Genomic DNA, 20,851 nt, shown 5'->3' on the forward strand with positions numbered 1-20,851 from the left:
TTGTTTTTAGAAGCGGGAGGTCAATTTGATCCCGGACGTATCACAGGCGCTTTCTTGGTTGGAAGCCCATCCTCAGGCATTAAAAGGCATTCGTCGCGGCATCGAGCGTGAAACGCTGCGAGTCACGCCGAACGGCACCTTGGCGACTACCGGGCATCCGGAAAAGCTGGGGGCGGCATTGACGCATCACTGGATCACCACGGATTTCGCCGAGGCGCTGTTAGAGTTCATTACGCCGGTTGATGACAATATCGATCACCTGCTGACGTTCTTGCGCGATATTCATCGCTACGTGGCGCGCAATATTGGCGATGAACGCATGTGGCCGCTCAGCATGCCGTGCTTTATCGAAGCCGAACAGGATATTGAGCTGGCGCAGTTCGGTTCGTCGAACATCGGCCGCATGAAGACGCTGTACCGCGAAGGGCTGAAGAATCGCTATGGCGCGCTGATGCAGACCATTTCCGGCGTGCACTACAACTTCTCGCTGCCGCTGGAGTTTTGGCAGGCCTGGGCCGGCGTGCAGGACGCAGAAAGCGGTAAAGAGCAGATCTCGGCGGGCTATTTCCGCCTGATCCGCAACTACTACCGTTTCGGTTGGGTGATCCCGTATCTGTTCGGCGCATCGCCGGCGATCTGTTCTTCGTTCCTCAAAGGGCGCGAGACCAATCTGCCGTTCGAGCGTACCGAACAGGGCATGTGCTACCTGCCATACGCCACCTCGTTGCGTTTGAGCGACCTGGGTTACACCAACAAATCGCAGAGTAATCTGGGCATTACCTTCAACGATCTGCACAGCTATGTGGCCGGTTTGAAGCGGGCGATCGTTACGCCTTCCGAAGAGTTCGCCAAGCTGGGCGTGAAAGAGGGTGATCGCTACCTGCAGTTGAACAGCAACGTGCTGCAAATCGAGAACGAGCTGTATGCGCCGATCCGGCCGAAGCGCGTGACCAAAAGCGGCGAGACGCCGTCAGACGCGCTGCTGCGCGGCGGTATCGAATACATCGAAGTGCGTTCGTTGGATATCAACCCGTTCTCGCCGATCGGCGTGGATGCGGTGCAGGCGCGTTTCCTGGATCTGTTCCTAGTGTGGTGCGCGCTGGCCGATGCGCCGGAGATGAGCAGCGATGAACTGCTGTGCACGCGCAAGAACTGGAACCGGGTGATTCTGGAAGGGCGCAAGCCGGGCCAGACCATCGGCATCGGCTGTGGCGCCAGCCATGAACCGTTGGAAAAAGTGGGCAAGGCGCTGTTCGCCGATCTGCGTCGGGTCGCGGAAGTGTTGGACGGCGAAGCCGGTAATCGTCAATACCAGCAGGTGTGCGATGAGCTGGTCGCCGCGTTCGACGATCCGGAACTGACCTTCTCCGCGCGCATTCTGAAGGCGATGAAGGCGGAAGGCACCGGACGCGTTGGTCTGCAGCTGGCGGAGCAGTATCGCCAGACATTGCTGGAAGAACCGTTGGAAATCCTGAACGAAGCCGAGCTGGATAAAGAGCGGGAAGCCTCTTGGCAGCGTCAACGCGACATAGAAGCCAATGATACGCTAAGCTTTGAAGCGTTCCTGAAGCAAAACGGCGGAAGCTGAAAAAGAAAAAGGCCACATCAATGTGGCCAAATATGCATCTCTGATGACAGGGATGATGATAACAAATGCGCGTCTTTCACATACTCAGACTCGCAGGGTTGGAAAAGGTTTCCCGGTTAGGAAAAAAAGTTTCGAAATAAATGCTCTTTTACGAGGAGGTAGCGAAATGCCATTGCTGGATAGCTTTACCGTCGATCATACCCGTATGGCAGCTCCGGCTGTCCGCGTTGCAAAAACCATGAAAACGCCTCATGGCGATACCATCACGGTATTTGATCTGCGCTTTTGCCGCCCGAACCTGGAAGTGATGCCCGAACGCGGCATTCACACGCTGGAACACCTGTTCGCCGGCTTTATGCGCGACCACCTGAACGGCCAAGGCGTGGAGATTATCGACATCTCCCCAATGGGCTGTCGCACCGGTTTCTACATGAGCCTGATCGGCGTGCCGGAAGAGCAGCGCGTTGCCGATGCCTGGAAAGCGGCGATGGCAGACGTGCTGAAAGTGACCGACCAGCGCAAGATCCCTGAGCTGAACGAGTACCAGTGTGGTACCTACCACATGCACTCGCTGGAAGAAGCGCAGGAAATCGCCAAGCACATTCTGGATAACGGCGTGGTGGTGAACCACAACGACGAACTGGCGCTGCCGAAAGAGAAGCTGCAGGAACTGCATATCTAGTCGTGCGTGGCCCGCAGAGATAAAAAAAGACGCGATTTCGCGTCTTTTTTACGTTCTGGCGGAGGGTTAATGATGGCCGACGCTCGACTGCAGCGAGGTGATCGGCGTGACCCGCACCTGTTTGATCATATTGCCCTGCACGTCGAGAATGTCGATATCGTAATGGCCGATACGCACCCGGGTGCCGATTTCGGGTATCTCTTCCAGTTCTTCCAGCAGCATGCCGTTGACGGTGCGAGCTTCATTGGCGGGTAAAGTCCAGTTAAAGGCCTTGTTCAGCTCCCGCACGTTGGCGGTACCGTCGATCAAGACCGAGCCGTCGCTCTGCGGCGTGACTTCTTCCGCCAGCGTCGGCGACATCGAGGTGGTGAAGTCGCCGACGATCTCCTCGAGGATGTCTTCCACCGTAACCAGGCCCTGAATGTCGCCGTACTCGTCGACCACGATGCCGACCTTCTCTTTATTGCGCTGGAACTTCACCAGCTGCACGTTGAGCGGCGTGCCTTCCGGTACGAAGTAGATCTCATCGGCGGCGCGCAGCAGGTTCTCTTTGTTGAACTCTTTTTTCTCGGTCATCAGGCGATAGGCTTCGCGCACGCGCAGCATGCCGATCGCGTCGTCCAGCGAGCTGCGATACAGCACGATGCGGCCGTGCGGCGAGTGGGTCAGCTGGCGCATGATCGACTTCCAGTCGTCGTTGACGTCGATGCCGACGATCTCGGTGCGCGGCACCATGATGTCGTTGACCGTCACCTTTTCCAGGTCCAGCACCGAGATCAGCATGTCCTGATTGCGACGGGAGATCTGCGACTGGGATTCACGCACGATGGTGCGCAGCTCATCCTTGCTGACGGCGTCGCTGATGCGCACGTTGGTGCGAATGCCGAACAGGCGCAAGGTCAGGCTGGTGATGCCGTTGAGCAACCAGACCAGCGGGAACATCACCTTTTGCAACGGGGCCAGCAGGACGCTGCTGGGGAAGGCGATGCGTTCCGGATAGAGCGCGGCGAAGGTTTTCGGCAGCACTTCAGCGAACAGCAGCACGGCGAAGGTCAGCACGCCGGTCGCAATCGCCACGCCGAGATCGCCATACAGCCGCATGCCGACGATGGTCGCCAGCGCCGAGGCGAGGATGTTGACCAGGTTGTTGCCGATCAGCACCAGGCCGATCAGCCGATCCGGTTTTTGCAGCAGCTTCTCCACCCGGCGCGCCGAACGGTTACCCTGTTTGGACAGGTGACGCAGGCGATAACGGTTGAGCGTCATCATGCCGGTTTCGGAGGCGGAGAAGTAAGCGGAGACCACGATCATGATCACCAGGATAATGATGAGGGTCCCCGTCGACACATGCTCCAATGCAGTATTCCTTATAGAGAGGGAAAGTTGAACCGGGCTGGCTCAGCGCACCATCACCTGTTGAATCAGACGGCTGCCGAAGTAGGCGAGCGTCAGCAGGAAGGCGCCGGCGAAGCTGAACCAGACGACGCGGCGGCCGCGCCAGCCTTCATGGTAATGGCCCCACAGCAACACGATATACACGAACCAGGCCATGATCGACAACACGGCTTTATGCACGTTCTCTTTGCTGAACAGATTATCCATGTACAGCAGGCCGGTGCACAGGGTGAGCGTCAGCAGCACCACGCCGATCTGGGTGATATGGAACATCTTGCGCTCGATGCTCATCAGCGGCGGCATGTCGGCGCTGAAGGTCAGCTTTTTGTTTTTCAACAGGTAGTCGAGCCAGGCGAGCTGTAAGGCGTAGAGCGCGGCGATGATAAGGGTGGCGTAAGAGAACAGCGCCAGGCCGATATGCACCATCAATTCCGGGCTGGCTTCCAGGTGAGTGATGAACTCGCCGGGCATGAAGCTGGCGAAGGCCAGATTGATCATCGCGAAGCTGTAGACGATTGGCAGCAGGAACCAGCCGCGATCGCGTGAAGCGACGAAGGTCATCACCGAACAGATGATCAGGCTGACGATAGAACCAATGTTCAGCAGGCTGAGATTCTGCCCGGCGCTGACGTCAAAGATGCGCTGCTGCAGCGCGATGGCGTGGCAAATCAACGCCACCACCGCCGAGACGAGGGCGAGCCGACGGTATGCGCTGTTCTTCCGCAACAAGCTGGGAATGATCAGTCCAAGGCTGAGCAGGTAGGCCATCAAAGCCACAATGGAGAAAACTGGCATAACGTTTAATTTTGCTTCGGCGTGGTTAATTGGAGTGTCAGTATAGCGTTGCGCGCGTTTCACTCCAACCTATCTCCAACGCTGAGGCAGAGATCCTGCGCGCTTCGTGTTATCATCGGCGCAATTGTGTCGCCGGAGCGGCCTGTCATTACACGTTGAGCATGAGACGATGTTTGAAAATTTAACCGATCGATTGTCGCGCACGTTGCGCAATATCAGCGGCCGCGGGCGGCTGACCGAAGAGAATATCAAGGAAACCCTGCGTGAAGTGCGCATGGCATTGCTGGAGGCGGACGTTGCGCTGCCGGTGGTGCGCGACTTCATCAACCGCGTCAAAGAGAGCGCGGTTGGCCATGAAGTCAACAAAAGCCTGACGCCGGGGCAGGAGTTCGTCAAGATCGTCAAGGGCGAGCTGATCGCCGCGATGGGCGAAGTCAACACCGAGCTGAATCTGGCGGCCCAGCCGCCGGCGGTGGTGCTGATGGCGGGCCTGCAGGGCGCCGGTAAAACCACCAGCGTCGGTAAGCTCGGCAAGTTCCTGAAAGAAAAACAGAAGAAGAAAGTGTTGGTGGTTTCCGCGGACGTTTATCGCCCGGCGGCGATCAAACAGCTGGAAACCTTGGCGGAAGGCGTCGGCATCGACTTCTTCCCGTCTGACGTCAAAGAAAAACCGATCGACATCGTCAATCGCGCGCTGCAACAGGCCAAGCTGAAGTTCTACGATGTCCTTATTGTCGATACCGCCGGCCGCTTGCACGTTGACGAAGCGATGATGGACGAGATCAAACAGGTGCACGCGGCGATCAAGCCGGTGGAGACCCTGTTCGTGGTCGACGCCATGACCGGCCAGGACGCCGCCAATACCGCCAAGGCGTTTAACGAAGCGCTGCCGCTGACCGGCGTGGTGCTGACCAAGGTCGACGGCGATGCGCGCGGCGGTGCCGCGTTGTCCATCCGCCATATCACCGGCAAGCCGATCAAGTTCCTTGGCGTCGGCGAGAAGACCGAAGCGCTGGAGCCGTTTTACCCGGATCGCGTGGCATCGCGCATCCTGGGCATGGGCGACGTGCTGTCGCTGATCGAAGATATCGAAAGCAAGGTCGACCGCGAGCAGGCGGAGAAGCTGGCCAACAAGCTGAAGAAGGGCGACGGTTTCGATCTGACCGACTTCCTGGAGCAGCTCAAGCAGATGCGCAACATGGGCGGCATGGCCAATATGCTGAGCAAGCTGCCGGGCGCCGGCCAGCTGCCGGACAACGTCAAGTCGCAGATGGACGACAAAGTGCTGGTGCGCATGGAGGCGATCATCAACTCGATGACGCTGAAAGAGCGTGCCAAACCGGAAATCATCAAGGGCTCGCGCAAGCGCCGCATCGCGATGGGGGCCGGCATGCAGGTGCAGGACGTCAACCGCTTGCTGAAGCAGTTCGACGAAATGCAGCGTATGATGAAGAAGATGAAAAAAGGCGGTATGGCGAAGATGATGCGCGGCATGAAAGGTATGATGCCGCCGGGCTTCCCTGGCCGCTGACGGGCTTCCGCACGCCGAGTGCGGGCGCTTTCAGCATTCGCCGTTCGCGGTGAAAACCGTCCGAAATTTGACAGGCTGCAAAAGTTGTCCCCTGCGATCGACGCTTTAGATTGCTTTTTGCGCCAAAATGAGTAAAATTTTCGGGCTTTTTATATTGCAACCGGGCCCCGTCCCTCAATGGGGCCCGGCTGTTTTATTAACTAAAGAGGATGTTATGGTAACAATTCGTTTGGCACGTGGCGGCGCTAAAAAGCGTCCGTTCTATCAAGTAGTAGTGACCGACAGCCGCAACGCTCGTGATGGTCGTTTCATCGAGCGCGTAGGCTTCTTCAACCCGATCGCTTCCGGTCAGGCTGAAGCACTGCGTCTGGACCTGGACCGCATCGAGCACTGGGTTGGTCTGGGTGCAACCGTTTCTGATCGCGTTCACGCGCTGATCAAAGACGCTAAGAAAGCAGCTTAATCTGTCGCGGTGGTGGCAATGAGCAAGCAACTCAAACCGGTAGCGCCGATCGCGCCGATTGTACTCGGTAAAATGGGTTCCGCTTACGGCATTCGTGGTTGGCTCAGAGTGTTTTCATCCACCGAGAACGCCGAAAGCATTTTTGACTATCAGCCGTGGTTTATCCAGCAGGCGGGTCAGTGGCAGCATATCGAGTTGGAAGACTGGAAGCGCCACAGTCAGGATCTGATCATCAAAGTCAAAGGCATTGACGATCGGGACGCGGCGAATCTGCTGACTAATCGCGAGATTATGGTGGATTCCGATCAACTTCCTCCGTTGGAGGGTGATGATTACTACTGGAAAGACCTGATGGGCTGCCAGGTAGTCACCTCCGCCGGCTACGAGCTGGGTAAAGTCATCGATATGATGGAAACCGGCTCGAACGATGTGATGGTTGTGAAAGCGAACCTGAAAGATGCGTTCGGCATGAAGGAGCGGTTGATTCCGTTTCTTCATGGGCAGGTTATCAAGAAAGTCGATCTCACTGCTCGCGTGATTGAGGCAGATTGGGATCCTGGTTTTTGACCCCCGGATCAAACGGTCGAAGCAAGTGGAATAACGGTAAGGGGATTGGCTTGTGTTCATCGGTATTGTAAGCCTGTTTCCTGAGATGTTCCGCGCTATCACCGATTACGGGGTGACTGGCCGGGCAGTAAAAAATGGCCTGCTGAGCGTGCAGTGTTGGAGTCCTCGCGACTTCACCTACGACCGGCATCGCACCGTGGACGATCGCCCTTACGGCGGCGGCCCGGGAATGCTGATGATGGTGCAACCTTTACGGGAAGCCATTCATGCGGCGAAAGCAGCGGCAGGCGAGGGAGCAAAGGTGATTTATCTGTCACCTCAGGGGCGCAAGCTGGATCAAACCGGCGTGTGCGAACTGGCGGCCAATCAGAAGATGATTCTGGTGTGCGGCCGTTACGAAGGGATAGACGAGCGCGTAATCCAAACCGAAATTGACGAAGAATGGTCAATCGGCGATTACGTTCTCAGCGGCGGGGAACTGCCGGCGATGACCCTGATTGATTCAGTCGCCCGTTTCATACCGGGTGTGCTGGGCCATCAGGCCTCAGCGGAGGAAGACTCCTTCGCCGACGGATTGCTGGACTGCCCGCACTATACCCGCCCCGAGGTGTTGGAAGGAATGGAAGTACCGCCGGTTCTGCTGTCGGGCAACCATGCCGAGATACGTCGCTGGCGCTTAAAGCAGTCGCTGGGCCGAACCTGGCTTAGAAGACCTGAACTTCTAGAAAGCCTAGCTCTGACTGACGAGCAAGCGGTGTTGCTGGCTGAGTTCCAACGGGAACATCAGGCCAGGCAACAGGACTATGAAGGAAACGTCTGACATCAGACGGGACCGATATATCAGTTTACCTAGGGTAAGAGACATATTATGAGCAACATTATTAAGCAACTTGAACAAGAGCAGATGAAACAAGACGTACCTGCATTCCGTCCGGGTGATTCCGTGGAAGTGAAGGTATGGGTCGTTGAAGGTAGCAAAAAACGTCTGCAGGCATTCGAGGGCGTGGTTATCGCTATCCGTAACCGCGGTCTGCACTCTGCATTCACTGTTCGTAAGATTTCCAACGGCGAAGGTGTTGAGCGCGTATTCCAGACTCACTCCCCAGTAATCGACAGCATTACTGTTAAACGTCGTGGCGCCGTTCGTAAAGCTAAACTGTACTACCTGCGTGAGCGTACTGGTAAGGCTGCTCGTATCAAAGAGCGTCTGAACCGCGTTAACTAACGCTGCATCCAAAAGTTAATAGTTATCAGGGGTTGGCATTATGCCAACCCCTTTTTTTATCTTAAAACCTCGACATGTTGCATTTGCGAGATTTCGTCTGCGCACCGCCAACATAATAAAGCCTGCATAAGCAGGCTTTTTGCATTACAGCGCTGCGGCGCTGTGTTTCTGCTGACTCTCCGGCGGGTGAGGCTGAGCCGGGATAATGTCATCGCCAGGTTTGACGATCACCCGCGCGACGGATTCGTGCGTGGCGAACGTGCAGCTGCAATTGATGTTGCGGCATTGATGGTAACGCTCTTTGGTCGACTCGCTCAGATAGCGGCTGGAGCGAGTGTGGGCCACGTGACCGCATAGTGGACAGTGCATCATAAGAACCCCCTTGAACAAATTAAGTGAAATTGGTGTGGCATCATCCTTTGGCGAGCGAACTCGTCATCATGAGGCAATGCCCTGCAAGCACAGTGCGCGTTCCATGGCGCGTCGCTGTTCCAGCCCTTTGTTTTTCTTTCCGTTTACGTAAACCCAGCGTGGCAGCTGATCGCAGGCCTGCCGCCACTGGCGCTGTTGCAGCAGCGCGACCAGCGTAGAGTGGCAGGCTGCGCTGACGCCCACATTGAAGGCGAAGGCGATCGCCGCATCATAGGTTTGTTGCGAGAGCGTATCCGGCAGGCAGGCGGCCATGCCGCGCTCGGTGCGGCGAACATCGTCGACCAAATCCATCGCGGCTTTGTGTTCATCGATCGCTTTACCAGGGATGACGCCAGCGGTGTGCCCAATGCCCTGCGTCCACACCCCGGCGCTGCACTGGTAAGGCGACAGGCGGCAACCTTCGAGATCGGCGATCAGCCTGAGGCCGGCTTCTGAGGTTTGCAGCTCGCCAAATGACGGCAACAGCACGGCGATGGCCAAAACGGCGGCGACGCTGCAGCGCTTAACGGTTGCACTCATCGTAAATTTTCCTCCGCGATGTCGCATTGCGCTCAATGGCCTTCAAGATCTGCAGGCTTTTACGTCGGTAGTACCAGTTCACCAGAAACGTGCCGATGCCTACCGCCGCACCGACTAAAAAGGCAATGTCCTGCGGAGACAGCTTGCCGAGCCAGGCGAGAAACAGCGCCATGGCGTAGGTGATGAATGAGGTTATTTTCTCCATAGCATTATGCTCGCTTCGTTTACAGAATCTCGGGAGCCGGAGGCATCAATGCGAGACAGCTTGCTATCGATATCCATCATGCTCCTGGCCTGTATGATAATTACTGTATATGCATACAGTATTAAGCTATTTGCTAAAGTCGTCAATGGGTGAGGTGAATATTTTTAGCAGATTGTGCAAAAGAGGGAGGGGGCGGCATAAAAAAAGCCCATCGATGATGGGCTTCGAGAAATAATGGGGGAGATTACAGGCCGTAGACCAGCGTGACCGAGGTGGTGGTATCTGTGTTCTTCGGCGCTGAGGCCGGCGGTTTGCTGTTGTAGGTCACGGTGTAAGCCACGCGCAATGAGAAGCGATCGTTGATCGCCACGTTCAACGCGCTTTCCGAGTTCAGCGTGGTTTCTTCGTTCGCCAGCGCGGAAACGCCCTGAATGAACTTGGTGTTGTCGGTCAACTGATAGGAATAGTTGGCCGCACCATAGGCCAGCCCCTTGGTCGAGCGGCCGCCGCCATGGTATTCGTCATGGCGCACGCCGGGACCGAATTCCACCCGCAGGTCACTGAGCGGCCCGTTAAGGAGTTGACGGCCGTAGCCGCCGGTCAGCGTGGAGCGTGAATCGTAACCGTTGAAACGGTCACTCAGCCAGCTGGCCTGACCGAACAGGTAGTTGCGATCGGTCAGGTTATAGCGCGTACGGCCACCGGCCTGGTATTTTTCGGACGAGCGCACGTTGGAGGAGGTGGTGTTGTTGGCCGCCCCCCACAGGCTGTACGCCGCGTCGCTGTTGAACCAGGTCATGTTGGTGTTGGCCAACAGGGTGGAGCTCTGCGAGTTGCCTGACTGGGCGTTGTAGCCCGCCTGCACGTTGCCTTCGAACGGTTTCTTGGCTGTGGCCGGATCGTCCATCGCGGTGAAAAGCGTATTGTCGGCAAGGGCTGAAACACTGGTGAAAGTCGTTAAACAGCAAATATACAGCGGAAAAGCGCGACGAGCGCGAGAAGAGAGCATCTTGGATCCAGTTGTTAAGGGGAGTTATTGTTGATGACGGTCACATTATATCGGTTCATTTCGGCGACAAAAATAGCCGCCATTAGCTTAAGTTTTTAATTTTTATCCCTCATTTATTCACTTTTCTTCTACTTAAAATCATCGCTTTTGGCGGCATTTCGTGCTGATCCTGCTTCGCACTGGCGTCGGTGCCGAGATCGGCGGCGTATTTTCGCTGTAAAATTAAGTGTACAAATTTATTTACGAATGTTCATTTTTCTTAGACCGGGTGGCTAATGTGGAATGACGGGGTTTGTTATTCGTTAATGCTATGTATTTGTTGTATTTTAAATGGTTTTTACAAGCCTTTTTCAAAGGTGATTTAATCAGGGTGATTACGGTAATTTTTTATTTACGGGAAATGGATTGAAAACTTTACATATCGTGATAGGGTAGAGTCCTGAAACGCTCAATGTTCCATTTCAACGCATAACGCCAAACGACAGGAATAGCATCATGCAAAAAGACGCGCTCAATAACGTACACATCAGTGCAGAACAGGTTCTCATCACGCCGGAGGAGCTGAAGAACCAGTTCCCGCTCAGCGCCGACGACGAAAATGAGATCGCCACTGCGCGCAACACTATCGCCAACATTTTGCAGGGGCGCGATCATCGCCTGTTGGTGGTGTGCGGGCCTTGTTCGATCCACGATCCGGACGCGGCGCTGGACTATGCCCGTCGTTTGAAAACCCTGGCGGCTGACTTGAGCGATCAGCTGTATATCGTTATGCGCGTCTACTTTGAAAAACCCAGAACCACTGTCGGCTGGAAAGGTTTGATCAACGATCCGTACATGGACGGTTCGTTTGACGTTGAAGCAGGCTTGCATATCGCGCGTCGCCTGTTGCTGGATCTGGTGGGCATGGGCTTGCCGTTGGCTACCGAAGCGTTGGATCCGAACAGCCCGCAGTACCTGGGGGATTTGTTCAGCTGGTCGGCGATCGGCGCGCGTACCACCGAATCTCAGACCCACCGCGAAATGGCCTCCGGCCTGTCGATGCCGGTCGGGTTCAAAAACGGCACCGATGGCAGTCTGGGCACCGCCATCAACGCCATGCGCGCCGCGGCTATGCCGCACCGCTTCGTCGGCATCAACCAGGCAGGCCAGGTTTGCCTGCTGCAGACGCAGGGCAACCCGGACGGACACGTGATCCTGCGCGGCGGCAAAACCCCGAACTACAGCGCTGAGCACGTCGCGGCCTGTGAAAAACAGATGCTCGAGGCGGGACTCCATCCGTCCTTGATGATAGATTGCAGCCATGGCAACTCGAATAAAGACTATCGCCGTCAGCCGGCGGTGGCCGAGTCCGTGGTAGAGCAGATCAAAGCGGGTAACCGCTCAATCACCGGCATTATGCTGGAGAGCCATCTGCATGAGGGCAATCAGTCTTCCGAACAGCCGCGTGCAGACATGCGTTACGGTGTGTCCGTCACCGACGCCTGCATCAACTGGGAGAGCACGGAAACCCTGCTGCGTCATATGCATCAGGAACTCGGCGCTGCGCTGGCGGCCCGCACGGGAGAAAAGTAAGTTATGGTGGCCGAACTGACCGCGCTGCGCGATCAAATCGATGAGGTGGATAAAGCGCTGCTGGGTCTGCTGGCGAAACGCCTGCATCTGGTAGCGGAAGTGGGCGAAGTCAAAAGCCGTCATGGCCTGCCGGTTTACGTACCGGAGCGCGAAGCCGCGATGCTGGCCTCGCGTCGCCAGGAGGCGGAAAACCTCGGCGTGCCGCCGGATTTGATCGAGGACGTTTTGCGCCGCGTGATGCGCGAATCCTACGTCAGCGAGAACGATAAAGGCTTTAAAACTTTGTGTCCGCAGCTGCGGCCGATCGTCATCATCGGCGGCAACGGCCAGATGGGAAGGCTGTTCAACCGCTTGCTGACGCTGTCGGGTTATCAGGTCAGGGTACTGGATCAGGAAGATTGGCCGCAGGCGGAACAGCTGCTGGCAGACGCCGGCATGGTGATCGTCAGCGTGCCGATCCACGTGACCGAGCAGGTGATAAGCCGCCTGCCGACGCTGCCTGCCGACTGTATTCTGGTGGATTTGGCGTCGGTGAAGAACCGCCCGCTGCATGCGATGTTGGCGGCGCACAGCGGCCCAGTGGTAGGGTTGCACCCGATGTTCGGCCCGGACGTGGGCAGCGTGGCGAAGCAGGTGGTGGTTTACTGCGACGGCCGCCAGCCGGAGGCTTACCAATGGTTGCTTGAACAGCTGCAGGTGTGGGGCGCGCGGCTGCATCGCATCAGCGCGGTCGAACACGATCAGAACATGGCGTTTATTCAGGCGCTGCGGCACTTCGCCACCTTCGCCTACGGGTTGCATCTGGCGGAAGAGAACGTGCAACTGGAGCAGTTGCTGGCGCTCTCCTCGCCGATCTACCGGCTGGAGCTGGCGATGGTTGGCCGCCTGTTTGCGCAGGATCCGCAGCTTTACGCCGATATCATCATGTCGTCGGAGGAAAACGTGGCGCTGATTAAACGTTACTACCAGCGCTTCGGCGAGGCGATAACGCTGTTGGAGCATGGCGACAAACAGGCGTTTATCGACAGTTTCCGCAAGGTGGAGCACTGGTTCGGCGATTACGCCCAACGCTTCCTGGTGGAGAGCCGCACGCTGTTGCGGCAGGCTAATGACAGCCGGCAGTAAAACGCGGGCGGTAAACGTAAAAGGTTCGGCTTGGCCGAACCTTTTTTTATGGTTTCAGGATGGGTTGACCGGCACCACGGTATCGCTCGGGTAGCAGCCCAGTACCTTCAGCGAGCGGGTGATTGGCGCCAGATCGCGCAGCGCTTTTTGCATCGCGTCGGCGCGCAGGTTGGCCTGCACATCGATATAAAACATCTCTTCCCACGGATTGCCGTTGATCGGGCGTGATTCCAGTTTGGTCATGATGATGCCGTTGTCGCGCAGAACCAGCAGCGCTTCGACCAGCGCGCCGGATTGTTGGCCGGTCGCCATGATCAGTGTGGTTTTGGCCGGCACCTGTTCAGATACGTCGATCGCTTTGCGCGCCAGGACGATGAAGCGAGTGATGTTCTGCTGCTGGTTGGCGAGGTTGTGTTCCAGCACCTGCAGCCCGTACAACGCGCCGCCGGCCTCACTGCCCAGCGCCGCCACCTTCGGCGAATTCAGCTTGGCGACTTTCTCCATCGCCGCGGCGGTGCTTTCGGTGTACTCGATTTTCCAGTGCGGGAAGCGGTTAAGGAACTGGCTGCACTGTTGGAACGGCTGCGGGTGGCTGTAGACGGTTTCAATCTGGCCCAGGTCGCTGTCGCCGGCCACCAGAACGCAATGATCGATCGGGTTGGTTAGTTCGCCGACGATCGACAGGCTGGTGTGTTGCAGCAGATCGTACACCTCGTTAATCGAACCGGAACTGGTGTTCTCGATCGGCAAAATTGCGTAGTCCGCCTGGCCGGTTTCCACCTGGGCGAAGATATCCTGAAACTTCTGGCAGCCGCATTCGATCAGCTGATCAAAATGACGGGCGGCGTATTGGCGTGCCGCCAGATGCGAATAAGAGCCTTTAGGACCGAGAAAGGCGATGCGGGCGGAGTGTTGGCTGACGGGGTTGAGCTGGTGCTGCAGCAGCGCCTGTTGGGTCAGGACGGAATCTTCGATAATCAGTTGAAACAGACGGGTGACGTAGAAGCCGTCCAGGTCGTAAGGTTTGGCGGCGGCGATCAGCGCATCCAGCAGATCGCGTTCGCGCTCTTTGTCGCGGATCGGGCGGTGAGAGTGCAGCTTGGTCTTGCCGACTTCGATCGCCAGCTCACGGCGTTCCGCCAGCAGGGCCAACAGTTTCAAGTCCAATGCGCTGATGCGCTCGCGCAGCACCAATAACGGGTTGTCAGTCATAATCAGCTTCCGCCTTCAGTTCTTATTCGTTGTAAAACAGCCATAAAAAAAGCCCCCTGTCTCCAGGAGGCCTTGTTGTTCGTCTTCGCATTCTTTCTCACACGACGAAACGCCTCCCAGTCAGGGGAAGGTAAAAAAGAATGCGAAGAAAAACGGTGTGCGTGGCATGGGCTACCTAAGGTTAATGTGAACAGGTTTTAAAGTAACCGCTGGCCTTTAGCCCGTCAACAAAAATACCCGACAAAAAACGCGCCCTCGGGCGCGTTTGATGCGGCAATCGCTGTCGGACGGTTATTCCTGCTCTTGCGTGACTTCCGGCACGATGTCTTTCACGCTGGCGTTGCAGCGGCGCGCTTCGCCTTTGTGCTGCACTTTGTTCAGCTGGCGCTCCAGCTTGGCGATCAGCTCATTAACGGCGGTATACATGTCATCATGTTTGGCGCTGGCGACCAGCGGGCCGTTAGGCGTGGTAATGGTAGCATCGGCGACAAACCCCTGCGGTTCTTTGGATAAGACGATATGCGGGTTAATCAGCTGAGTCTGCCATTTTTCCAGTTTGGTGAGACGGTCTTCGACGTGATTGCGGATTGCGGGAGTGATATCCATTTGTTTGCTGGTAATGTTCAATGTCATATAACTTACCTCTCTGTCTTTCCGTCTTGGTGAATCCAGCATACCCCGCTTTTTGTTTAAATGCGTGATGTAAATCACGATTTTTTGTCACTTTTTGCAAAGTTAGTTCAATCTGTGATTCAGCATTTGAATTGGCTATCTAATGCTTGAGAGTTGCCGCCGGATGGCGCATTATCGATGAGTTGACCGGTGAGGAGTACTAGCTAACACCGTGTTTTTACTTGTGTATTTTTCCAGTGAAAACCAGGTCGACGCCAATGAAAACGGCAGCCTCGGCTGCCGTTTGGTTTTTCTGCCGTTGCCGACGCGCGCTTATTGCGGGTTGGCGGCGATCACTTTGGCCACTTTGTCAGCCTGGCCGCTCAGCTGCAGCTGCTTGTAGGCATTTTCCATCAGCGGCAACACGTCGTGCGTCGCTTTGGTATCCGGGAATTCACGCAACATCTGCTCGGCGCGATTAACGACCGCGACGTAAGCACCGCGTTTAGTGTAGTATTCCGCCACCGAAAGCTCATACTTGGCCAAACGGTCTTTCAGATACACCAAACGCTTGTTGGCGTCGGTCGCGTATTGGCTGTTCGGGTATTGCTGAATCAACTGGCTGAAGTCGCGGAACGCAGCGCGAGCGTGCTGAGGATCGCGGTCCGAACGGTCAACCCCGAAGAAGCCCTGCAGCGCGCTGTCATCGAGCGCCATGTCGGTCAGGCCGCGCATGTACATCACGTAATCGATGTTCGGGTGCGTCGGGTTCAGACGCATGAAGCGATCGATGGATGCCTGAGCCATCGGCAAGTCGGCGGCCTTATAGTAGGCGTAAATCAAATCCAGCTGGACCTGCTGGGAATACGGCCCGAAAGGATAGCGGTTATCTAACGCTTCGAGTTGCGTAATCGCGCCCTTGAAGTTACCGTCCTGCAGTTTTTGCTGCGCGGTAGCATAGATTTCCGAAGGTGGGTTGTCGGGAACCGCATCCTTGGATGTGGAGCAACCTGCCAGCGCCAGGCTCAACGTGGCTGCCGCCACCAGATATTTCATACGCGTCATGACGTTTTGATTATCCTCAGGGTGTTATTCCGGGAGACTGTCCGTTAAGCTCCCGACAAAGACCAGGTACAATAGCACATTATATTAAACGGCATCGCCGTGAAAACCCAACGTTAACGAAGAAGCTGCATATGGCACAACAAGTACAACTCACCGCAACGGTGGCCGAATCTCAACTCGGACAACGTTTAGATCAGGCTTTGGCCGAATTGTTCCCTGATTATTCACGATCTCGCATAAAAGAGTGGATCCTGGGCGATCGGGTGAAGGTCAATGGCAAAACGTCAAACAAACCGAAAGAGAAGGTGCTGGGCGGAGAGACCGTCGCCATCGATGCACAGATTGAAGAAGAGGCGCGTTGGGAGCCACAGGACATCGCGCTGGATATCGTCTATGAAGACAGCGACATCCTGGTGATCAACAAACCGCGCGATTTGGTGGTGCACCCTGGCGCCGGTAACCCGGACGGCACGGTGCTCAATGCGCTGCTGCATCACTACCCGGAAATTGCCGACGTGCCGCGTGCCGGCATCGTGCACCGTCTGGACAAAGACACCACCGGCCTGATGGTGGTGGCGAAAACCGTGCCGGCGCAAACCCGGCTGGTGGAAGCGCTGCAGGCGCGTGAGATCACCCGTGAATACGAAGCGGTGGCGATCGGCACCATGACCGCCGGCGGCACGGTAGAAGAGCCTATCGCGCGTCATTCCACCAAGCGTACCCATATGGCGGTGCACCCGATGGGTAAACCGGCGGTAACGCACTACCGCATCATGGAACACTTCCGCGCACACACCCGCCTGCGCCTGCGCCTGGAAACCGGCCGTACTCACCAGATCCGCGTGCACATGGCTTACATCAGCCATCCGCTGGTGGGCGATCCGCTGTACGGCGGCCGTCCGCGTCCACCAAAGGGCGCTTCGGAAGCCTTCATCAACACGCTGCGCGGCTTTGACCGCCAGGCGCTGCACGCCACCATGCTGCGTTTGTATCATCCGATCAGCGGCATCCAGATGGAGTGGCATGCGCCGCTGCCGCAGGACATGGTCGATCTGATCAATGCGCTGAAGGCGGACACCGAAGAATTCAAAGATCAGATGGACTGGTAATGAGCTCGCTCATTCTGCCTGACTGGCCGTTGCCTACCGGCATTAAGGCCTGCAGCACCACGCGTGGCGGCGGCGTTAGCCTGCCGCCTTATGACTCGCTGAACCTCGGCACCCACGTCGGTGATGAGGCGCAAGCGGTGACACGCAATCGGGAACGTTTGGTTACCGCCGCCGGTTTGCCGCAGATGCCGGTGTGGCTCGAGCAGGTGCACGGCACTCGCGTGGTGACGTTGACAGGGAAAGCGCCCGCCGATCTGCGGGCGGATGCGGTGTACAGCAACGTGCCGGGGCAGGTGTGTGCCGTGATGACGGCGGATTGTCTGCCGGTGTTGTTCTGCTCGCAGCACGGTGACGAAGTAGCTGCCGCCCACGCTGGCTGGCGCGGATTGTGCCACGGCGTGCTGGAGCAAACCGTGGCGGCGTTCAGCGCTGCACCGTGCCAAATTAGTGCCTGGTTGGGGCCGGCGATCGGCCCACAGCAGTTTGAGGTCGGGCCGGAGGTGCGCGCCGCTTTCATGGCGGAAGACGCCGAAGCCGCGGCGGCGTTTACGCCGCACGGCGATAAGTTTTTGGCTAATATCTATTTGCTGGCTCGCCAACGTTTGTTGCGAGCGGGCGTGCAGGCCATCTATGGCGGCGACCGCTGTACGGTTAACGAAACGAGTCATTTTTTCTCCTATCGGCGCGACGGAATAACCGGACGTCTGGCAAGTTTAATCTGGCTGATATAACCTATTGAATTAGGACGATCCAACGACGCATGGCGTTGTACCGAAAATTTAGCGTCGAGATAACCTTGAAAATTTGAGGGATGACCTCATTTAATCTCCAGTAGCAATTTCGACCCATCTTGGAGGTGTTATGCGTCTGGATCGTCTTACCAACAAATTCCAGCTTGCCCTCGCCGATGCCCAGTCACTAGCCCTTGGGCACGACAACCAGTTTATTGAACCGCTACATCTGATGAGCGCCCTGCTCAATCAAGAAGGGGGCACGGTTCGTCCACTATTAACTTCCGCAGGTATCGATGCCGGGCGCGTGCGCACCGAAATCGAACAGGCGCTGTCCCGTTTACCGCAGGTAGAAGGCACCGGTGGCGACGTTCAACCGTCCCACGAGCTGGTGCGCGTCCTGAACCTGTGCGACAAGCTGGCGCAGAAGCGCGCGGACAAATTCATTTCTTCCGAGCTGTTTGTGCTTGCGGTGCTGGAAGACCGCGGCTCGTTGACCGACTTGTTGAAAGCGGCCGGCGCAACGGCCGACAAAATCAGCAAAGCCATTGAACAAATGAGAGGCGGTGACAGCGTGGAAGATCAAGGCGCCGAAGACCAACGGCAAGCATTGAAGAAATACACCATCGATCTGACCGAACGTGCCGAGCAGGGCAAACTTGACCCGGTGATTGGCCGTGACGAAGAGATCCGCCGCACCATTCAGGTGCTGCAACGCCGCACCAAAAACAACCCGGTACTTATCGGCGAACCTGGCGTGGGTAAAACCGCCATCGTCGAAGGCCTGGCGCAGCGCATCATCAACGGCGAAGTGCCGGAAGGGTTGAAGCACAAGCGCGTATTGTCCCTCGATATGGGCGCTTTGATCGCCGGCGCCAAATATCGCGGCGAGTTTGAAGAGCGTCTGAAAGGCGTGCTCAACGATCTGGCCAAGCAGGAAGGCAGCGTGATCCTGTTTATCGACGAACTGCACACCATGGTCGGCGCCGGTAAGGCGGATGGCGCAATGGATGCGGGCAACATGCTCAAGCCGGCGCTGGCGCGCGGCGAGCTGCACTGCGTCGGTGCCACCACGCTGGATGAGTATCGTCAATATATAGAGAAGGATGCGGCCCTCGAACGCCGTTTCCAGAAAGTGTATGTGGCGGAGCCGAGTGTGGAAGACACTATCGCTATTCTGCGCGGCCTGAAAGAGCGTTACGAACTGCACCACCACGTGCAGATCACCGATCCGGCCATCGTGGCGGCGGCAACGCTTTCGCACCGTTATATCGCCGATCGTCAATTGCCGGACAAGGCTATTGACCTTATCGACGAAGCGGCGTCCAGCATTCGCATGCAGATGGACTCCAAGCCTGAATCGCTCGACAGGCTTGAGCGCCGCATCATTCAGTTGAAGCTGGAACAGCAGGCGCTGAATAAAGAGTCGGACGACGCCAGTAAGAAACGCCTGGAAATGCTCAGCGATGAGCTGGGGCAGAAAGAACGCGAATATTCGGAGCTGGAAGAAGAGTGGAAAGCGGAAAAAGCGTCACTCTCCGGTACTCAGAACATCAAGGCGGAACTTGAGCAGGCCAAAATCACCCTGGAGCAGGCGCGCCGCGTCGGCGATTTGGGGCGGATGTCGGAACTGCAATACGGCAAGATCCCTGAGCTGGAGAAACAGCTCGCCGCTGCCACGCAGGCCGAAGGCAAGAGCATGAAGCTGTTGCGCAACCGGGTAACCGATGCGGAGATTGCCGAAGTGCTGGCGCGCGCGACCGGGATCCCGGTGGCCAGAATGCTGGAAGGCGAGCGCGACAAGCTGCTGCGCCTGGAGCAAGAGCTGCATTCGCGGGTGATCGGCCAGGACGAAGCGGTCAGCGCGGTCTCTAATGCTATCCGCCGCAGCCGCGCCGGGTTGTCCGATCCTAACCGGCCGATCGGTTCGTTCCTGTTCCTTGGCCCGACCGGGGTGGGGAAAACCGAGCTTTGCAAGGCGCTGGCTTCGTTCCTGTTCGACAGCGACGACGCCATGGTGCGTATCGATATGTCCGAGTTTATGGAGAAACACTCCGTCTCTCGTCTGGTCGGCGCGCCTCCGGGCTATGTCGGTTATGAAGAGGGCGGCTACCTGACGGAAGCCGTGCGTCGCCGGCCTTATTCGGTGATCCTGCTGGATGAAGTCGAGAAAGCGCACCCAGACGTGTTTAACATCCTGCTGCAGGTGTTGGATGACGGCCGCCTGACCGATGGCCAGGGCCGTACCGTCGATTTCCGCAATACCGTGGTGATCATGACGTCCAACCTGGGTTCGGATCTGATCCAGGAGCATTTCGGTCAGATGAACTACGCGCAGATGAAAGAGTCGGTGATGGAGATGGTGAGTCACCACTTCCGTCCGGAATTCATCAACCGTATCGATGAAGTGGTGGTGTTCCATCCGCTGGGCGAGAAACACATTGCTGCGATCGCCAAGATTCAGCTGTCGCGTCTGTACAAGCGTTTGGAAGAGCGCGGTTACGAAGTAACCATGACCGAGCCTGCTCTGGCGTTGTTGAGCAAAACCGGTTACGACCCTGTGTATGGTGCGCGTCCGTTGAAACGCGCTATTCAGCAGGAGATCGAGAACCCGTTGGCGCAGCAAATCCTGTCCGGCAAGCTGATCCCCGGCAAGCTGGTGACGCTGGATGTGGAAAACGACCATATCGTTGCACGCCAATAACGGCAATTAAGCCTATTAAAGATGAAAGGGAGCGGGTGACCGCTCCCTTTTCTTTATCTTCGTTTGCTCCTGTTTGCAGGGTTTGCCGCTATTACTGCGCTAAAACCGGTGTTTTTTGACTAATAAACATCCTAAAAAGGCATTTCTGGTGATTATTTGAACGCTTGAAAAGTTTTTTGCAATTAGGGGTTGCGGCCTGCCGAGAACTCCCTATAATGCGCCTCCACTGACCGGGAACAACGACTGACAAGCCGCCGGGTCAGCGAGAAGAAAGCGAAATAAACGCTTGACTCTCCGGGCGAAAAGCGTA

22 protein-coding genes and 1 other annotated feature are annotated in these 20,851 nt (G+C 56.8%); of the genes, 12 read left to right on the top strand and 10 right to left on the bottom strand.

Annotated elements, in window-relative coordinates; translation table 11 throughout:
• The first annotated feature begins 25 nt into the window (after positions 1 to 25).
• Both gshA and luxS read left to right on the top strand, forming a co-directional pair.
• The gene (gene gshA / locus ACOWVD_RS11375) at positions 26 to 1,588 is read left to right on the top strand and encodes a glutamate--cysteine ligase (RefSeq protein ID WP_049240037.1); all 1,563 of its coding nucleotides are present in this window, start codon (positions 26 to 28) and stop codon (positions 1,586 to 1,588) included.
• A 166-nt stretch (positions 1,589 to 1,754) separates the two neighbouring features.
• Positions 1,755 to 2,270 (top strand): S-ribosylhomocysteine lyase, encoded by a 516-nt coding sequence (gene luxS, locus ACOWVD_RS11380; RefSeq protein ID WP_004932513.1) that lies wholly within the window; start codon positions 1,755 to 1,757, stop codon positions 2,268 to 2,270.
• Between the two features lie 66 nt (positions 2,271 to 2,336).
• Here luxS and ACOWVD_RS11385 read toward each other — a convergent pair whose 3' ends face one another.
• Together ACOWVD_RS11385 and ACOWVD_RS11390 are read right to left on the bottom strand one after the other, a co-directional pair.
• Positions 2,337 to 3,626 (bottom strand): HlyC/CorC family transporter, encoded by a 1,290-nt coding sequence (locus ACOWVD_RS11385; protein WP_053091190.1) that lies wholly within the window; start codon positions 3,624 to 3,626, stop codon positions 2,337 to 2,339.
• Positions 3,627 to 3,668: 42 nt separating this feature from the next.
• Positions 3,669 to 4,460 carry a cytochrome C assembly family protein gene (locus ACOWVD_RS11390; protein WP_004932506.1) on the bottom strand — a complete coding sequence of 264 codons (792 nt, stop codon included), beginning with the start codon at positions 4,458 to 4,460 and terminating at the stop codon, positions 3,669 to 3,671.
• Positions 4,461 to 4,629: 169 nt separating this feature from the next.
• Here ACOWVD_RS11390 and ffh point away from each other — a divergent pair, with 169 nt between their 5' ends.
• The 5 genes from ffh (at position 4,630) to rplS (ending at position 8,246) form a co-directional block, all read left to right on the top strand.
• Positions 4,630 to 5,991, top strand: coding sequence for a signal recognition particle protein (ffh, locus tag ACOWVD_RS11395; protein ID WP_004932504.1), 1,362 nt, complete (start codon positions 4,630 to 4,632; stop codon positions 5,989 to 5,991).
• A gap of 214 nt (positions 5,992 to 6,205) precedes the next feature.
• The gene (rpsP, locus tag ACOWVD_RS11400; protein ID WP_004932501.1) at positions 6,206 to 6,454 is read left to right on the top strand and encodes a 30S ribosomal protein S16; all 249 of its coding nucleotides are present in this window, start codon (positions 6,206 to 6,208) and stop codon (positions 6,452 to 6,454) included.
• Between the two features lie 18 nt (positions 6,455 to 6,472).
• Positions 6,473 to 7,021, top strand: coding sequence for a ribosome maturation factor RimM (gene rimM / locus ACOWVD_RS11405; protein WP_004932489.1), 549 nt, complete (start codon positions 6,473 to 6,475; stop codon positions 7,019 to 7,021).
• A 52-nt stretch (positions 7,022 to 7,073) separates the two neighbouring features.
• Positions 7,074 to 7,841, top strand: coding sequence for a tRNA (guanosine(37)-N1)-methyltransferase TrmD (gene trmD, locus ACOWVD_RS11410; RefSeq protein WP_004932485.1), 768 nt, complete (start codon positions 7,074 to 7,076; stop codon positions 7,839 to 7,841).
• A gap of 48 nt (positions 7,842 to 7,889) precedes the next feature.
• Entirely contained in the window at positions 7,890 to 8,246 is a 357-nt protein-coding gene (gene rplS / locus ACOWVD_RS11415; protein WP_015376707.1) for a 50S ribosomal protein L19, read from the top strand.
• A gap of 144 nt (positions 8,247 to 8,390) precedes the next feature.
• Here the strand turns inward: rplS and ACOWVD_RS11420 are convergent, their stop codons facing one another.
• The 4 genes from ACOWVD_RS11420 to ACOWVD_RS11435 all read right to left on the bottom strand — a co-directional run bounded on the left by ACOWVD_RS11420 (position 8,391) and on the right by ACOWVD_RS11435 (position 10,411).
• Positions 8,391 to 8,618 carry an ogr/Delta-like zinc finger family protein gene (locus ACOWVD_RS11420; RefSeq protein ID WP_021505301.1) on the bottom strand — a complete coding sequence of 76 codons (228 nt, stop codon included), beginning with the start codon at positions 8,616 to 8,618 and terminating at the stop codon, positions 8,391 to 8,393.
• Positions 8,619 to 8,684: 66 nt separating this feature from the next.
• Positions 8,685 to 9,197 (bottom strand): lysozyme, encoded by a 513-nt coding sequence (locus ACOWVD_RS11425; protein ID WP_015376709.1) that lies wholly within the window; start codon positions 9,195 to 9,197, stop codon positions 8,685 to 8,687.
• On the bottom strand, positions 9,181 to 9,402 hold the full coding sequence (locus tag ACOWVD_RS11430; protein ID WP_004932472.1) for an HP1 family phage holin: 222 nt from the start codon (positions 9,400 to 9,402) through the stop codon (positions 9,181 to 9,183). The genes ACOWVD_RS11425 and ACOWVD_RS11430 overlap by 17 nt, the downstream gene beginning before the upstream one ends.
• A 244-nt stretch (positions 9,403 to 9,646) precedes the next feature.
• Complete coding sequence (locus ACOWVD_RS11435; protein WP_004932469.1) at positions 9,647 to 10,411, bottom strand: DUF481 domain-containing protein; 765 nt, start codon at positions 10,409 to 10,411, stop codon at positions 9,647 to 9,649.
• A gap of 495 nt (positions 10,412 to 10,906) precedes the next feature.
• On the opposite strand from ACOWVD_RS11435, the gene ACOWVD_RS11440 reads away from it, so the two are divergent.
• Together ACOWVD_RS11440 and tyrA are read left to right on the top strand one after the other, a co-directional pair.
• Positions 10,907 to 11,983 carry a 3-deoxy-7-phosphoheptulonate synthase gene (locus ACOWVD_RS11440; protein WP_004932466.1) on the top strand — a complete coding sequence of 359 codons (1,077 nt, stop codon included), beginning with the start codon at positions 10,907 to 10,909 and terminating at the stop codon, positions 11,981 to 11,983.
• Positions 11,984 to 11,986: 3 nt separating this feature from the next.
• The gene (gene tyrA, locus ACOWVD_RS11445) at positions 11,987 to 13,108 is read left to right on the top strand and encodes a bifunctional chorismate mutase/prephenate dehydrogenase (RefSeq protein WP_004932463.1); all 1,122 of its coding nucleotides are present in this window, start codon (positions 11,987 to 11,989) and stop codon (positions 13,106 to 13,108) included.
• Positions 13,109 to 13,162: 54 nt separating this feature from the next.
• Here tyrA and pheA read toward each other — a convergent pair whose 3' ends face one another.
• The 4 genes from pheA to bamD all read right to left on the bottom strand — a co-directional run bounded on the left by pheA (position 13,163) and on the right by bamD (position 15,997).
• On the bottom strand, positions 13,163 to 14,320 hold the full coding sequence (gene pheA, locus ACOWVD_RS11450; protein ID WP_049187931.1) for a bifunctional chorismate mutase/prephenate dehydratase: 1,158 nt from the start codon (positions 14,318 to 14,320) through the stop codon (positions 13,163 to 13,165).
• Positions 14,321 to 14,362: 42 nt separating this feature from the next.
• Positions 14,363 to 14,489, bottom strand: a sequence feature (Phe leader region).
• Positions 14,441 to 14,488, bottom strand: a complete 48-nt coding sequence (locus ACOWVD_RS11455; protein WP_101428074.1) for a hypothetical protein — start codon at positions 14,486 to 14,488, stop codon at positions 14,441 to 14,443. It overlaps the preceding feature by 48 nt.
• Before the next feature lie 122 nt (positions 14,490 to 14,611).
• Entirely contained in the window at positions 14,612 to 14,953 is a 342-nt protein-coding gene (gene raiA / locus ACOWVD_RS11460; protein WP_004932457.1) for a ribosome-associated translation inhibitor RaiA, read from the bottom strand.
• A gap of 312 nt (positions 14,954 to 15,265) precedes the next feature.
• A complete protein-coding gene (bamD, locus tag ACOWVD_RS11465) occupies positions 15,266 to 15,997 on the bottom strand; it encodes an outer membrane protein assembly factor BamD (RefSeq protein WP_176326194.1) in 732 nt (243 codons plus the stop codon).
• A 131-nt stretch (positions 15,998 to 16,128) separates the two neighbouring features.
• Between bamD and rluD the strand changes: the two genes are divergently transcribed.
• The 3 genes from rluD to clpB all read left to right on the top strand — a co-directional run bounded on the left by rluD (position 16,129) and on the right by clpB (position 20,541).
• Positions 16,129 to 17,106 (top strand): 23S rRNA pseudouridine(1911/1915/1917) synthase RluD, encoded by a 978-nt coding sequence (gene rluD / locus ACOWVD_RS11470; RefSeq protein WP_004932452.1) that lies wholly within the window; start codon positions 16,129 to 16,131, stop codon positions 17,104 to 17,106.
• Positions 17,106 to 17,837: a purine nucleoside phosphorylase YfiH gene (gene yfiH, locus ACOWVD_RS11475; RefSeq protein ID WP_103085963.1), complete on the top strand. Its 732-nt coding sequence runs from the start codon at positions 17,106 to 17,108 to the stop codon at positions 17,835 to 17,837. Before rluD ends, yfiH begins: the two co-directional genes overlap by 1 nt.
• Before the next feature lie 130 nt (positions 17,838 to 17,967).
• Positions 17,968 to 20,541 (top strand): ATP-dependent chaperone ClpB, encoded by a 2,574-nt coding sequence (gene clpB, locus ACOWVD_RS11480; protein WP_004932446.1) that lies wholly within the window; start codon positions 17,968 to 17,970, stop codon positions 20,539 to 20,541.
• Positions 20,542 to 20,851: the final 310 nt, after the last annotated feature.

This window comes from Serratia sp. SA088, assembly GCF_049065515.1.
Taxonomy (GTDB): Bacteria; Pseudomonadota; Gammaproteobacteria; order Enterobacterales; family Enterobacteriaceae; genus Serratia; species Serratia nematodiphila.

Bases quoted from the DNA above. Each gene is read 5' to 3' on its own strand.
- luxS (WP_004932513.1), top strand. From the start codon at position 1,755: ATGCCATTGCTGGATAGCTTTACCGTCGATCATACCCGTATGGCAGCT.
- ACOWVD_RS11390 (WP_004932506.1), bottom strand. From the start codon at position 4,460: ATGCCAGTTTTCTCCATTGTGGCTTTGATGGCCTACCTGCTCAGCCTT.
- ffh (WP_004932504.1), top strand. From the start codon at position 4,630: ATGTTTGAAAATTTAACCGATCGATTGTCGCGCACGTTGCGCAATATC.
- rpsP (WP_004932501.1), top strand. From the start codon at position 6,206: ATGGTAACAATTCGTTTGGCACGTGGCGGCGCTAAAAAGCGTCCGTTC.
- rimM (WP_004932489.1), top strand. From the start codon at position 6,473: ATGAGCAAGCAACTCAAACCGGTAGCGCCGATCGCGCCGATTGTACTC.
- rplS (WP_015376707.1), top strand. From the start codon at position 7,890: ATGAGCAACATTATTAAGCAACTTGAACAAGAGCAGATGAAACAAGAC.
- ACOWVD_RS11420 (WP_021505301.1), bottom strand. From the start codon at position 8,618: ATGATGCACTGTCCACTATGCGGTCACGTGGCCCACACTCGCTCCAGC.
- ACOWVD_RS11425 (WP_015376709.1), bottom strand. From the start codon at position 9,197: ATGAGTGCAACCGTTAAGCGCTGCAGCGTCGCCGCCGTTTTGGCCATC.
- ACOWVD_RS11430 (WP_004932472.1), bottom strand. From the start codon at position 9,402: ATGGAGAAAATAACCTCATTCATCACCTACGCCATGGCGCTGTTTCTC.
- ACOWVD_RS11435 (WP_004932469.1), bottom strand. From the start codon at position 10,411: ATGCTCTCTTCTCGCGCTCGTCGCGCTTTTCCGCTGTATATTTGCTGT.
- ACOWVD_RS11440 (WP_004932466.1), top strand. From the start codon at position 10,907: ATGCAAAAAGACGCGCTCAATAACGTACACATCAGTGCAGAACAGGTT.
- tyrA (WP_004932463.1), top strand. From the start codon at position 11,987: ATGGTGGCCGAACTGACCGCGCTGCGCGATCAAATCGATGAGGTGGAT.
- pheA (WP_049187931.1), bottom strand. From the start codon at position 14,320: ATGACTGACAACCCGTTATTGGTGCTGCGCGAGCGCATCAGCGCATTG.
- raiA (WP_004932457.1), bottom strand. From the start codon at position 14,953: ATGACATTGAACATTACCAGCAAACAAATGGATATCACTCCCGCAATC.
- bamD (WP_176326194.1), bottom strand. From the start codon at position 15,997: ATGACGCGTATGAAATATCTGGTGGCGGCAGCCACGTTGAGCCTGGCG.
- rluD (WP_004932452.1), top strand. From the start codon at position 16,129: ATGGCACAACAAGTACAACTCACCGCAACGGTGGCCGAATCTCAACTC.
- yfiH (WP_103085963.1), top strand. From the start codon at position 17,106: ATGAGCTCGCTCATTCTGCCTGACTGGCCGTTGCCTACCGGCATTAAG.
- clpB (WP_004932446.1), top strand. From the start codon at position 17,968: ATGCGTCTGGATCGTCTTACCAACAAATTCCAGCTTGCCCTCGCCGAT.